Source organism: Comamonas resistens (genome assembly GCF_030064165.1).
Lineage (GTDB): Bacteria > Pseudomonadota > Gammaproteobacteria > Burkholderiales > Burkholderiaceae_C > Comamonas > Comamonas resistens.
The window spans coordinates 2,642,814-2,655,420 of record NZ_CP125947.1 but is presented as its reverse complement, the minus strand read 5'-3'; the positions used below and the strand labels follow the sequence as shown (position 1 = coordinate 2,655,420).

The following is a 12,607-nucleotide window of genomic DNA, read 5'->3' as shown; positions in this document are numbered from 1 at the left end:
GGTTTGCCCTTGACCTGCTTTGTCGCTTCTGTGGGTTCTCCATGAACAACATCACCAGCCAGCCCGCCCACCTCAGGTTTGCGATAGCGCCAGGCGTATCGTCATCTCGGCTTTCGGCGCTGCTCGAGCTGCAACGTGCGCAAGAACCAGAGGTCAGCATCGGGTTCTTTGAGGTTGCAGGTGACGAGTTGCTTGATGGACTTCGTGAAGGCTGCTACGACGTAGGGGTGTCGCTTCAAGGATCGAGCGATCCGGTCATCCAAACCCAGCCCTTGTGGGTTGAGAGCATGGCCGTTGCGATGCCGCTGCGGTTTCCATTGCTGGATCAGGCATCGCTCACCGTCGCCGATCTACAGGACTACCCGATCTTTCGCTGGCGGGCTGAGACGTGTTCTCTGCTGGATCATCGGCTGCTCTCGCACCCGCCTGCTGACCAGCAGAATCTTCAGTACGTCACGTCTTTCGAGATGATGGCGCTATGGGTTTCTGCCGGCTACGGTGTCGGGCTATCCGCGCAATCGCGCATCAAGCGCGCCCATGGATGGGGAATCAGCATGCGCCCGCTGGACGACGGTCCCTACGAGATCGTGACGCACCTGCATAGACCCCAAGGGCAAGCGAACTCTGTTTCCGAGCGATTCGAGAGCAGAGCTCTGCATGTAGCACAAGCTCAGGGCGCCTGATACCACTTCGCTTAGGAGCAGGTCGCAGGGCACACAACTCAGTGGCTGCCTGTATGTCATTTTCAGAAGACGACTGCACCAGTTGATTGGGCGTAATGGCTGTTGTGCAGCCAGCTCCTGACAGTTCAATATCAGAAGTGATCTGCACCAATCTCGACTATGCTCAATACTCGTGTGCACCAAAGCGAGGTGAGCATGGCGACGGAGGCTCTGTTGCAAAGATTGGCGGCAGTCAGAGGTAGGCTGTCGCTCTGCGCCGATCAGGCGGCTGCTGCGAAATGGTGGTTGAGCATGCCCATGGCCTCCGTCAGCGCCGAGGGCCCAATGCCAAAAGCTCTCTCCACAAGGCGCACCTCGCCCCTGATGCCGGGCTGCAGGCACCAGGGGCGAGCCTGTCCTTTGCGCAGGGCTCGCATGACTTCGAATCCCTTGATCGTGGCATAGGCCGTGGGGATCGATTTGAAACCGCGCACCGGCTTGATCAGTATCTTGAGCTTTCCGTGATCGGCCTCGATCACGTTATTGAGATACTTCACCTGCCGGTGGGCCGTCTCCCGGTCCAGCTTTCCTTCGCGCTTCAATTCGGTGATCGCTGCACCATAGCTCGGCGCTTTGTCGGTATTGAGCGTGGCAGGCTTTTCCCAGTGCTTCAGGCCTCGCAGGGCCTTGCCCAGGAACCGCTTCGCTGCCTTGGCGCTGCGGGTCGGCGACAGGTAGAAATCGATCGTGTCGCCCCGCTTGTCGACTGCCCGGTACAGGTAGGTCCACTTGCCCCGCACCTTGACGTAGGTTTCATCCAGGCGCCAGCTCGGATCAAAGCCACGCCGCCAGAACCAGCGCAGCCGCTTCTCCATCTCCGGGGCGTAGCACTGGACCCAGCGATAGATCGTCGTATGGTCGACCGAAATGCCGCGTTCCGCCAGCATTTCCTCAAGGTCGCGATAGCTGATCGGATAGCGACAATACCAGCGCACCGCCCACAGGATCACATCACCCTGGAAATGGCGCCACTTGAAATCCGTCATCGTTCCGTCCGTCCAATCTCCGCCAAGCATGCTCAAGCTTCACGATTTTTGCAACAGAGCCCTATCTTCGGCCTTCACACGCACGAAAGGCGGCGAAGCTCCGCCGTTAATCCGTCCGCCGGAGATCTCGCCCAGGCAGGCTGAAGGCCGAGCAAGCCTGACAGGCCCGAAAAGCCCGGCACGGGCGTCGGCGGCGATGACGGCGGCGGCATTATCCAGGGTTGATGATGGAAGTGGAGGATATCGACAACCTCTCGCGCAACCAAGACATCGCGGTCGGACTGCAAGTGATCTTGAAGCCACGGGCCCGTCCCACCCCGACATGGACCTCGATGCCCGAACGGACGTTAGATTTCGAGTTCTAGGCGTTCTGCGATGAAGGTTGGATCCCAGCCGGGATTGAAAGTGTCGACGTGGGTGAATCCGAGCCGCTCGTATAGGCCACGCAGGTTCGGGTGGCAGTCGAGCCGCAGCTTGGCGCACCCCTGCGTTCGCGCGGCATGGCGGCAAGCCTCGATCAGCGCGGAGCTGACACCCCGGCCCGCATGTGTCCGTCGCACCGCGAGCTTGTGCAGATATGCGGCCTCCCCCTTGAGGGCGTCGGGCCAGAACTCGGGATCCTCGGCCGACAAGGTGCAACAGCCGACGATGCCGTCGCTGCAACTCGCGACTAGGAGCTCGGATCTCAGGACGAAGGTCTCCGCGAATGTCCGGTCGATCCGCGCGACGTCCCAGGCGGGCGTTCCCTTGGCGGACATCCACGCCGCAGCGTCGTGCATCAGCCGCACAACCTCGTCGATATCACCCGAGCAGGCGACCCGAACGTTCGGAGGCTCCTCGCTGTCCATTCGCTCCCCTGGCGCGGTATGAACCGCCGCCTCATAGTGCAGTTTGATCCTGACGAGCCCAGCATGTCTGCGCCCACCTTCGCGGAACCTGACCAGGGTCCGCTAGCGGGCGGCCGGAAGGTGAATGCTAGGCATGATCTAACCCTCGGTCTCTGGCGTCGCGACTGCGAAATTTCGCGAGGGTTTCCGAGAAGGTGATTGCGCTTCGCAGATCTCCAGGCGCGTGGGTGCGGACGTAGTCAGCGCCATTGCCGATCGCGTGAAGTTCCGCCGCAAGGCTCGCTGGACCCAGATCCTTTACAGGAAGGCCAACGGTGGCGCCCAAGAAGGATTTCCGCGACACCGAGACCAATAGCGGAAGCCCCAACGCCGACTTCAGCTTTTGAAGGTTCGACAGCACGTGCAGCGATGTTTCCGGTGCGGGGCTCAAGAAAAATCCCATCCCCGGATCGAGGATGAGCCGGTCGGCAGCGACCCCGCTCCGTCGCAAGGCGGAAACCCGCGCCTCGAAGAACCGCACAATCTCGTCGAGCGCGTCTTCGGGTCGAAGGTGACCGGTGCGGGTGGCGATGCCATCCCGCTGCGCTGAGTGCATAACCACCAGCCTGCAGTCCGCCTCAGCAATATCGGGATAGAGCGCAGGGTCAGGAAATCCTTGGATATCGTTCAGGTAGCCCACGCCGCGCTTGAGCGCATAGCGCTGGGTTTCCGGTTGGAAGCTGTCGATTGAAACACGGTGCATCTGATCGGACAGGGCGTCTAAGAGCGGCGCAATACGTCTGATCTCATCGGCCGGCGATACAGGCCTCGCGTCCGGATGGCTGGCGGCCGGTCCGACATCCACGACGTCTGATCCGACTCGCAGCATTTCGATCGCCGCGGTGACAGCGCCGGCGGGGTCTAGCCGCCGGCTCTCATCGAAGAAGGAGTCCTCGGTGAGATTCAGAATGCCGAACACCGTCACCCTGCTGCGTAACATCGTTGCTGCTCCATAACATCAAACATCGACCCACGGCGTAACGCGCTTGCTGCTTGGATGCCCGAGGCATAGACTGTACAAAAAAACAGTCATAACAAGCCATGAAAACCGCCACTGCGCCGTTACCACCGCTGCGTTCGGTCAAGGTTCTGGACCAGTTGCGTGAGCGCATACGCTACTTGCATTACAGCTTACGAACCGAACAGGCTTATGTCCACTGGGTTCGTGCCTTCATCCGTTTCCACGGTGTGCGTCACCCGGCAACCTTGGGCAGCAGCGAAGTCGAGGCATTTCTGTCCTGGCTGGCGAACGAGCGCAAGGTTTCGGTCTCCACGCATCGTCAGGCATTGGCGGCCTTGCTGTTCTTCTACGGCAAGGTGCTGTGCACGGATCTGCCCTGGCAGGGCATCAACGAAGACCAGAACCTGGGCATCGCCATCACCCGCCGTGCGCTGGAAGCCCCGCTGCGCGCCATCGTGGCCAACGCCGGTGAAGAACCGAGCGTGATCGTGGCCAACGTCAAGGCCGGCGAAGGCAGCTACGGCTACAACGCCGCCACCGGCGAGTTCGGCGACATGATCGCCATGGGCATCCTGGACCCGACCAAGGTGACCCGCTCGGCCCTGCAGCACGCCGCTTCCGTCGCCGGCCTTGCGATCACGACCGAAGTGGTCGTGGCCGAAGTGCCGAAGAAGGAAGAGCCGGCCATGCCGGGTGCTGGCGGTATGGGCGGCATGGGCGGCATGGATTTCTGATCCGGTTGGCCCGGTCGTCAGGGAACCGGACCGCGCCAGCGCGGTCCGATCCCGGCAACGACCCGACATCAAGGCCCCAAGGACGGGGCCGGAGCCCGGCAGCGATGCCGGGCTTTTTGTTGTGCCCGCGCCGCGGCAATGTCTGACGCGAAGATCAGAACGCACCGATACGAACGTGCGAACACAGGCGCAACACTGAGCAGCCGTCCCCGCACCGGAGCGCTGCGTGCCGCGCCTCGCCACATCCCGGCGGCAAGCCGCGGGATGCGCGCCACTGCCGTCCGCCCACACCGGTTCGCGGTACGCGCGCCACGCGCCCGAGCGCACGCTGCTGTACGCGTTGGTAGAGGCGCACTACCCGGACTTCATTGCACGGATCGAAGCGGAGGGCCGCTCGCTGCCCGGGTATGTCCGCGAGGCGTTCGATGCCTACCTGCGTTGCGGCGTACTCGAGCACGGCTTCCTGCGGGTGGTGTGCGAGCACTGCCGTGCAGAGAGGCTGGTGGCCTTCTCCTGCAAGAAGCGCGGGTTCTGCCCGAGTTGCGGCGCGCGACGCATGGCCGAGAGTGCGCGGCACCTGGTCGAGGAGGTGTTCGGCCCGCGGCCTGTGCGGCAATGGGTGCTGAGCTTTCCGTACCCCTTGCGTTTCCTGTTCGCCAGCAAGCCAGAAGCCATTGGCCCGGTGCTGGGCATCGTGCAGCGCGTGATCGCCGGCTGGTTGGCCGATCAAGCCGGCATCGACCGCGCCAGCGCCCAGTGCGGCGCGGTGACGCTGATCCAGCGTTTCGGCAGCGCGCTGAACCTGAACATCCACTTCCACATGCTGTGGCTCGACGGCGTGTACGTGGAAGCCACCGAGCTGCCGCGGCGCGAACTGCGCCTGCACCGCGCCCGTGCGCCCACCACCGCGCAGTTGACCCAGCTGGCAGCTACCATCGCGCACCGGGTGTGTCGGCACCTGACGCGCAAAGGCTGGCTCGAAGGGGAGGGCGAATCGGCCTTCCTGGCAGACAGCGCTGCAGGCGACGACAGCATGGATGGGCTGCGGATGAGTTCGATCACCTACCGCATCGCCACCGGCCGCGACGCTGGCTGCAAGGTCGTCACGCTGCAAACGCTGCCCGGTGACGCCGGTTCGCTGGAGGGCGAAGCCGGCAAGGTCGGCGGCTTCTCACTGCATGCCGGCGTGGCGGCCGAAGCACACGAAAGCCACAAGCTGGAAAAGCTGTGCCGCTACATCACGCGCCCGGCGATCAGCGAGAAGCGGCTGTCGATAGCGCTCCAGGGCAGGGTGCGTTACCAGCTCAAGACCCCGTGGCGCAATGGCACCACGCATGTGGAATGGGATCCGGTGGATTTCATCGCCAAGCTGGCGGCGCTGGTCCCGCCACCTCGCGCGCATCTCACCCGCTTCCACGGCGTATTCGCCCCGAATGCAAACCTGCGTGCGCAGCTGACGCCCTCGGGGCGCGGCAAGCGGCCTGCGGGCGATGCGGCGCCAGTGGACGTCAGCGCCCACGACGCGCCGCGCAGCCCCGAGGAGAAGCGCCGTGCGATGAGCTGGGCGCAACGGCTCAAGCGGGTCTTTTCCATCGACGTCACCGCCTGCGTCCACTGCGGTGGCACCGTGCGGATCGTCGCCAGCATCGAGGAACCCACCGCCATCCGCGCCATCCTCGCCCACTTCGAGAAGCACGGCGCGCGGGAAGAAGCGCACTACAGGCCCGCAGCGCGCGCGCCGCCAGTGCAAGCCGCGTGACGATCTGCCGGCTGCACAGCCGACGGCGAAACCGGAATCCGAGCCGATGCGGCCACGATCCGCAGGGCGGCGCTCGGCCCGCTGTCGGGAATCAGCGAAGCATGGCTGCTGACAACGCCGCTGCGTGGCCCCGCGATGCCGAAATCCCACTCACAGACGTCCGATCCGTGCCCAAAACGGGGCTTGCGCGACCGCCGCCTACCCAGCAGACTGCCCGAAAAGGGCGTTTGAACTTCCTATACGCGATATGGCGAGCCAGGGTGTCACAAATGGTCTCATCCATATCAATCGCAATGCGTTTGCGCATTACTACTCCTTACAATAATCAAGTTTGCAAACCGCCCGCTCTTCACGGAGAGGCGTTAGCTCCCCTCTTTGAAAAAGAGGGGCCGGGGGAGATTAAGAAAGGCCAAGGCATACCCTGCCCCTGGGAAGATTAAAAATTGGTTTGCACCAGCGGCGAGGTTTCCGCCTCGTAATCCACGCTTGCGAAACCGAAACCAAACAAGCGCAAAAACTCGGCTTTGTAGCCTTCAAAATCTGTCAGCTCGAACAGGTTCGCTTCTGTGACTTGCTCCCAAATTTCTTCGACCTTGCGTTGCACAGCTGGAGCCAGCTCCAATTCATCCACGCGGTAGCGATTGCCATCATCCAGACGCGGAGTATTGGAGTAAAGGCACTCAGTAAACAAACGCTGGATTTGCTCGATGCAACCTTCATGGGTACCCTGCTCTTTCATCACCTTGAATAAAATCGCGAGGTAAAGCGGCATCACCGGAATGGCCGAACTCGCTTGGGTAACAACGGCTTTCAACACCGCCACCCGCGCATTACCGCCATGTTTCGCACTCAATTCCCTGGCAGCGCGATCCAAATCTTCCTTGGCTTTACCGATGGTCGCTTTGCCATAGATTGGCCAAGTCAATTTGTCGCCAAGGTAGGTGTAAGCAACTGTTTTGAAATTATCGTCCAACAGATCCGCTTGCTTGAGCGCATCAATCCATAGCTCCCAATCTTCACCGCCCATGACCTTAACGGTGTTGGCGATTTCCTCGTCGGAGGCTGGCTCGATGGTGATATCAGAAATCTTAAGGGTATCGGTATTCAGGTTTTTGGACGTGTAGGACTTGCCAATGGGCTTCAATACGGAATTATAAACTTCGCCTGTTTTCGGGTCTGTGCGACGTGGAGATGCGAGCGAGTAAATCACCAGATCCACCTTGCCGATGCCGTTTTTCAATGTCTCGATAACCTGCGCCTTGCAAGCATCGGAAAAGGCATCGCCATTAATTGTTTCTGCATAAAGTCCGGCTGCATTGGCAGCATCATGGAACGCCGAGGTGTTGTAATAGCCAGCAGTGGCTGTTTTGGATTCCGAGGGTTCTTTTTCAAAACATACACCCAAGGTATCTGCACCGCCCCCAAACGCCGCAGTGATGCGAGAAGCCAGGCCAAACCCGGTTGAACATCCCAATACCAGCACCTTCTTGGGAGCGCCAGCAACAGGGCCTTTGGCTTTAGTGAAAGCGATTTGTTCTTGGACATTGGCAGCACAACCTTGTGGATGCGCATTGGTGCAAATAAAACCGCGAACTTTTGGCTTGATAATCATGGACTTATCCTATGCTAATCGGTTGGATACCAGTTCCCGGCGGAAAGCCCCGCCGAAAAGGCCGCCATTATAGGGCCTGCCAGCGGGAATGTCCCCACACAGCAGGTCAGTTGAATTTCCCCCGCGCTTCTGGGCTATAGTAAACCCGTAAAAATGACAATAACCACGAGGACCCGATCCATGCTCTACGCAATGTTTGCTATGGTGCTGCTCACCTTTGGGGTTGCCTTTCGCCTGTTGTTTCTGCGAATCAAAGCCGTCAAGGCAGGCCGGGTTAGCATCGGCCAATTCCGCTTGAATACTGGCGAGATTCCAAACGATATGGCACAAGCCGCGCGCAATTACAGCAACCTGTTCGAAACCCCTGTGTTGTTTTATATCGCCGGGACTATCGCTATCGCCATGGATGTTGAATCCCTCGAACTCCTGATTTTCGCCTGGGGCTTTGTGGTTGCCCGCCTGGCGCACAGTTGGATTCACCTCACCTATAACAATGTGATACATCGGCTATGGGCATTTATGGCCGGTAATTTTTGCGTGCTGGTAATGTGGGGATTGTTGCTACTGAAATATTCGCTCGGATGGCTGTAAAGCGAATCGAATAAAAGATTTATCTGATCAGCACATTCGAAAAACGACTTCACCAGGTTGCCGCACGTGTTTCGAAATGGCTACTTATCTTTACATTCGACAAGTAAGTGGAGATCATCCGTTTTCCGCTAAAATGCGCGCCGATAATAATGCAGGTAAAAATATCTGTTTTTTAGAAATACACCGCATCCACCTGCAAACTCACAGCCAACGATACAGGAATTACCATGATTACTCACGAACCCAACCCACCTTATGTTGCCAGCCCCGAACGTTACAACGCCATGCAGTATCAGCGCTGTGGAAAAAGCGGCCTGCGCTTACCCAAACTTTCCTTGGGCCTTTGGCAAAACTTTGGCGCTGTCGACCCTCAATCCAATGCTCGGGCTATGCTGCGCCGCGCGTTTGATTTAGGTATTACCCACTTCGACCTCGCCAACAATTACGGCCCCAACTTTGGTTCCGCTGAGCAAACCTTCGGCAATATTTTTGCGCAGGATTTTGTGCGCTACCGCGATGAGTTAATTATTTCCAGCAAAGCCGGTTACGACATGTGGCCTGGCCCCTATGGTATTGGAGGCTCGCGTAAATACCTGGTGAGCAGTTGCGACCAAAGCTTGAAGCGTACCGGCCTGGAATACTTCGATATTTTCTATCACCACTGCATGGACCCGGAAACACCCATTGAAGAAACCATGCAAGCACTTGATTGCATCTGATCGGACAGGGCGTCTAAGAGCGGCGCAATACGTCTGATCTCATCGGCCGGCGATACAGGCCTCGCGTCCGGATGGCTGGCGGCCGGTCCGACATCCACGACGTCTGATCCGACTCGCAGCATTTCGATCGCCGCGGTGACAGCGCCGGCGGGGTCTAGCCGCCGGCTCTCATCGAAGAAGGAGTCCTCGGTGAGATTCAGAATGCCGAACACCGTCACCCTGCTGCGTAACATCGTTGCTGCTCCATAACATCAAACATCGACCCACGGCGTAACGCGCTTGCTGCTTGGATGCCCGAGGCATAGACTGTACAAAAAAACAGTCATAACAAGCCATGAAAACCGCCACTGCGCCGTTACCACCGCTGCGTTCGGTCAAGGTTCTGGACCAGTTGCGTGAGCGCATACGCTACTTGCATTACAGCTTACGAACCGAACAGGCTTATGTCCACTGGGTTCGTGCCTTCATCCGTTTCCACGGTGTGCGTCACCCGGCAACCTTGGGCAGCAGCGAAGTCGAGGCATTTCTGTCCTGGCTGGCGAACGAGCGCAAGGTTTCGGTCTCCACGCATCGTCAGGCATTGGCGGCCTTGCTGTTCTTCTACGGCAAGGTGCTGTGCACGGATCTGCCCTGGCAGGGCATCAACGAAGACCAGAACCTGGGCATCGCCATCACCCGCCGTGCGCTGGAAGCCCCGCTGCGCGCCATCGTGGCCAACGCCGGTGAAGAACCGAGCGTGATCGTGGCCAACGTCAAGGCCGGCGAAGGCAGCTACGGCTACAACGCCGCCACCGGCGAGTTCGGCGACATGATCGCCATGGGCATCCTGGACCCGACCAAGGTGACCCGCTCGGCCCTGCAGCACGCCGCTTCCGTCGCCGGCCTTGCGATCACGACCGAAGTGGTCGTGGCCGAAGTGCCGAAGAAGGAAGAGCCGGCCATGCCGGGTGCTGGCGGTATGGGCGGCATGGGCGGCATGGATTTCTGATCCGGTTGGCCCGGTCGTCAGGGAACCGGACCGCGCCAGCGCGGTCCGATCCCGGCAACGACCCGACATCAAGGCCCCAAGGACGGGGCCGGAGCCCGGCAGCGATGCCGGGCTTTTTGTTGTGCCCGCGCCGCGGCAATGTCTGACGCGAAGATCAGAACGCACCGATACGAACGTGCGAACACAGGCGCAACACTGAGCAGCCGTCCCCGCACCGGAGCGCTGCGTGCCGCGCCTCGCCACATCCCGGCGGCAAGCCGCGGGATGCGCGCCACTGCCGTCCGCCCACACCGGTTCGCGGTACGCGCGCCACGCGCCCGAGCGCACGCTGCTGTACGCGTTGGTAGAGGCGCACTACCCGGACTTCATTGCACGGATCGAAGCGGAGGGCCGCTCGCTGCCCGGGTATGTCCGCGAGGCGTTCGATGCCTACCTGCGTTGCGGCGTACTCGAGCACGGCTTCCTGCGGGTGGTGTGCGAGCACTGCCGTGCAGAGAGGCTGGTGGCCTTCTCCTGCAAGAAGCGCGGGTTCTGCCCGAGTTGCGGCGCGCGACGCATGGCCGAGAGTGCGCGGCACCTGGTCGAGGAGGTGTTCGGCCCGCGGCCTGTGCGGCAATGGGTGCTGAGCTTTCCGTACCCCTTGCGTTTCCTGTTCGCCAGCAAGCCAGAAGCCATTGGCCCGGTGCTGGGCATCGTGCAGCGCGTGATCGCCGGCTGGTTGGCCGATCAAGCCGGCATCGACCGCGCCAGCGCCCAGTGCGGCGCGGTGACGCTGATCCAGCGTTTCGGCAGCGCGCTGAACCTGAACATCCACTTCCACATGCTGTGGCTCGACGGCGTGTACGTGGAAGCCACCGAGCTGCCGCGGCGCGAACTGCGCCTGCACCGCGCCCGTGCGCCCACCACCGCGCAGTTGACCCAGCTGGCAGCTACCATCGCGCACCGGGTGTGTCGGCACCTGACGCGCAAAGGCTGGCTCGAAGGGGAGGGCGAATCGGCCTTCCTGGCAGACAGCGCTGCAGGCGACGACAGCATGGATGGGCTGCGGATGAGTTCGATCACCTACCGCATCGCCACCGGCCGCGACGCTGGCTGCAAGGTCGTCACGCTGCAAACGCTGCCCGGTGACGCCGGTTCGCTGGAGGGCGAAGCCGGCAAGGTCGGCGGCTTCTCACTGCATGCCGGCGTGGCGGCCGAAGCACACGAAAGCCACAAGCTGGAAAAGCTGTGCCGCTACATCACGCGCCCGGCGATCAGCGAGAAGCGGCTGTCGATAGCGCTCCAGGGCAGGGTGCGTTACCAGCTCAAGACCCCGTGGCGCAATGGCACCACGCATGTGGAATGGGATCCGGTGGATTTCATCGCCAAGCTGGCGGCGCTGGTCCCGCCACCTCGCGCGCATCTCACCCGCTTCCACGGCGTATTCGCCCCGAATGCAAACCTGCGTGCGCAGCTGACGCCCTCGGGGCGCGGCAAGCGGCCTGCGGGCGATGCGGCGCCAGTGGACGTCAGCGCCCACGACGCGCCGCGCAGCCCCGAGGAGAAGCGCCGTGCGATGAGCTGGGCGCAACGGCTCAAGCGGGTCTTTTCCATCGACGTCACCGCCTGCGTCCACTGCGGTGGCACCGTGCGGATCGTCGCCAGCATCGAGGAACCCACCGCCATCCGCGCCATCCTCGCCCACTTCGAGAAGCACGGCGCGCGGGAAGAAGCGCACTACAGGCCCGCAGCGCGCGCGCCGCCAGTGCAAGCCGCGTGACGATCTGCCGGCTGCACAGCCGACGGCGAAACCGGAATCCGAGCCGATGCGGCCACGATCCGCAGGGCGGCGCTCGGCCCGCTGTCGGGAATCAGCGAAGCATGGCTGCTGACAACGCCGCTGCGTGGCCCCGCGATGCCGAAATCCCACTCACAGACGTCCGATCCGTGCCCAAAACGGGGCTTGCGCGACCGCCGCCTACCCAGCAGACTGCCCGAAAAGGGCGTTTGAACTTCCTATACGCAAGGAACGTCTCGCCTGCCAAATCGGGCCATGTGACGGCTGACCGCTTGGCGAGCGGATGCCGTTCCGGTAGCACCGCCAAGAGCGGTTCGGTCCATGTGCGACGGGAATGGCAGTCGGGTGGTTGGGGCGTGCCCGCGACGAACGCCACGTCCAACCTGCCGGCGCGAAGCTGCACCACCGCTTCACGGGCCGGGCCTTCGGCGATCTCGACTTCAACATCGGGGTAATCCTTGCGGTATTGGCCGATCAGCTTTGCGAGGAAGCTATGCGGAATCAGGGCATGGATACCGATACGAAGCCGGCCGCTTTCTCCGGCTGCCGCCATGCCGGCGGTTTTCACCGCATGGTCGAGTTGGTCAATACCTACGGCTATCCGCTCGACGAAATGGCGTCCGGCCTCGGTCAGCCGAACGCCGCGCGCATGACGCTCGAACAAGAGGATGCCGAGGTCTTCTTCCAGTGCCTTCACGCGGGCGCTGACGCTGGACTGTGCAACGCCGAGCGCGTTGGCGGCGTGACGGAAGTTGAGATATTCGGCGACAGCGAGAGTGTGAACTAAGGTCATCATTGGCACTCGCCCCGAAAGGAGATGATTGCTCAACAGATTTAATCCGTCATTTCTCCTAAGTCTACGCATGCCAAA

The 12,607-nt window shown here is 61.3% G+C and carries 9 protein-coding genes and 6 pseudogenes; 9 read left to right on the top strand and 6 right to left on the bottom strand.

The genetic code is table 11. The features are described from left to right. The first annotated feature begins 41 nt into the window (after positions 1-41). The gene (locus tag QMY55_RS12410) at positions 42-683 is read left to right on the top strand and encodes a substrate-binding domain-containing protein (protein WP_125277469.1); all 642 of its coding nucleotides are present in this window, start codon (positions 42-44) and stop codon (positions 681-683) included. 260 nt (positions 684-943) lie between these two features. Here the strand turns inward: QMY55_RS12410 and QMY55_RS12400 are convergent, their stop codons facing one another. The 3 genes from QMY55_RS12400 to sul1 form a co-directional block, all read right to left on the bottom strand. Beyond that, positions 944-1,708: an IS6-like element IS6100 family transposase gene (locus QMY55_RS12400; protein ID WP_001389365.1), complete on the bottom strand. Its 765-nt coding sequence runs from the start codon at positions 1,706-1,708 to the stop codon at positions 944-946. Between the two features lie 347 nt (positions 1,709-2,055). Further along, positions 2,056-2,556 (bottom strand): GNAT family N-acetyltransferase, encoded by a 501-nt coding sequence (locus QMY55_RS12395; protein ID WP_000376623.1) that lies wholly within the window; start codon positions 2,554-2,556, stop codon positions 2,056-2,058. A gap of 127 nt (positions 2,557-2,683) precedes the next feature. Then, the gene (sul1, locus tag QMY55_RS12390; protein WP_000946487.1) at positions 2,684-3,535 is read right to left on the bottom strand and encodes a sulfonamide-resistant dihydropteroate synthase Sul1; all 852 of its coding nucleotides are present in this window, start codon (positions 3,533-3,535) and stop codon (positions 2,684-2,686) included. A gap of 101 nt (positions 3,536-3,636) precedes the next feature. Between sul1 and intI1 (QMY55_RS12385) the strand changes: the two are divergent. The 3 genes and pseudogenes from intI1 (QMY55_RS12385) to QMY55_RS12375 all read left to right on the top strand — a co-directional run. Continuing rightward, positions 3,637-3,936: pseudogene (gene intI1, locus QMY55_RS12385) on the top strand (class 1 integron integrase IntI1); the annotation flags it as partial. After that, positions 3,937-4,290: pseudogene (locus tag QMY55_RS12380) on the top strand (TCP-1/cpn60 chaperonin family protein); the annotation flags it as partial. A gap of 226 nt (positions 4,291-4,516) precedes the next feature. Then, positions 4,517-6,049 (top strand): IS91-like element ISCR3 family transposase, encoded by a 1,533-nt coding sequence (locus QMY55_RS12375; RefSeq protein WP_001747814.1) that lies wholly within the window; start codon positions 4,517-4,519, stop codon positions 6,047-6,049. A 436-nt stretch (positions 6,050-6,485) separates the two neighbouring features. Here QMY55_RS12375 and fabV read toward each other — a convergent pair whose 3' ends face one another. Next, complete coding sequence (fabV, locus tag QMY55_RS12370; RefSeq protein ID WP_189116356.1) at positions 6,486-7,661, bottom strand: enoyl-ACP reductase FabV; 1,176 nt, start codon at positions 7,659-7,661, stop codon at positions 6,486-6,488. A 180-nt stretch (positions 7,662-7,841) separates the two neighbouring features. Here fabV and QMY55_RS12365 point away from each other — a divergent pair, with 180 nt between their 5' ends. Both QMY55_RS12365 and QMY55_RS12360 read left to right on the top strand, forming a co-directional pair. Next, a complete protein-coding gene (locus QMY55_RS12365) occupies positions 7,842-8,252 on the top strand; it encodes an MAPEG family protein (protein WP_189116357.1) in 411 nt (136 codons plus the stop codon). A gap of 227 nt (positions 8,253-8,479) precedes the next feature. After that, positions 8,480-8,959, top strand: a pseudogene (locus QMY55_RS12360) (aldo/keto reductase); the annotation flags it as partial. Positions 8,960-8,964: 5 nt separating this feature from the next. Here QMY55_RS12360 and QMY55_RS12355 read toward each other — a convergent pair. Continuing rightward, positions 8,965-9,204: pseudogene (locus tag QMY55_RS12355) on the bottom strand (dihydropteroate synthase); the annotation flags it as partial. Between the two features lie 101 nt (positions 9,205-9,305). On the opposite strand from QMY55_RS12355, the pseudogene intI1 (QMY55_RS12350) reads away from it, so the two are divergent. The 3 genes and pseudogenes from intI1 (QMY55_RS12350) to QMY55_RS12340 all read left to right on the top strand — a co-directional run. After that, positions 9,306-9,605, top strand: a pseudogene (intI1, locus tag QMY55_RS12350) (class 1 integron integrase IntI1); the annotation flags it as partial. Further along, a pseudogene (locus QMY55_RS12345) lies at positions 9,606-9,959 on the top strand (TCP-1/cpn60 chaperonin family protein); the annotation flags it as partial. A gap of 226 nt (positions 9,960-10,185) precedes the next feature. Then, entirely contained in the window at positions 10,186-11,718 is a 1,533-nt protein-coding gene (locus tag QMY55_RS12340) for an IS91-like element ISCR3 family transposase (protein ID WP_001747814.1), read from the top strand. Positions 11,719-11,809: 91 nt separating this feature from the next. Here the strand turns inward: QMY55_RS12340 and QMY55_RS12335 are convergent, their stop codons facing one another. After that, a complete protein-coding gene (locus QMY55_RS12335; protein WP_223151157.1) occupies positions 11,810-12,532 on the bottom strand; it encodes a LysR family transcriptional regulator in 723 nt (240 codons plus the stop codon). Positions 12,533-12,607: the final 75 nt, after the last annotated feature.

What these genes read in the sequence shown, in the direction of transcription:
- QMY55_RS12410 (WP_125277469.1), top strand. Translation starts at nt 42, where the DNA reads ATGAACAACATCACCAGCCAGCCCGCCCACCTCAGGTTTGCGATAGCG.
- QMY55_RS12400 (WP_001389365.1), bottom strand. Translation starts at nt 1,708, where the DNA reads ATGACGGATTTCAAGTGGCGCCATTTCCAGGGTGATGTGATCCTGTGG.
- QMY55_RS12395 (WP_000376623.1), bottom strand. Translation starts at nt 2,556, where the DNA reads ATGGACAGCGAGGAGCCTCCGAACGTTCGGGTCGCCTGCTCGGGTGAT.
- sul1 (WP_000946487.1), bottom strand. Translation starts at nt 3,535, where the DNA reads ATGTTACGCAGCAGGGTGACGGTGTTCGGCATTCTGAATCTCACCGAG.
- fabV (WP_189116356.1), bottom strand. Translation starts at nt 7,661, where the DNA reads ATGATTATCAAGCCAAAAGTTCGCGGTTTTATTTGCACCAATGCGCAT.
- QMY55_RS12365 (WP_189116357.1), top strand. Translation starts at nt 7,842, where the DNA reads ATGCTCTACGCAATGTTTGCTATGGTGCTGCTCACCTTTGGGGTTGCC.
- QMY55_RS12335 (WP_223151157.1), bottom strand. Translation starts at nt 12,532, where the DNA reads ATGATGACCTTAGTTCACACTCTCGCTGTCGCCGAATATCTCAACTTC.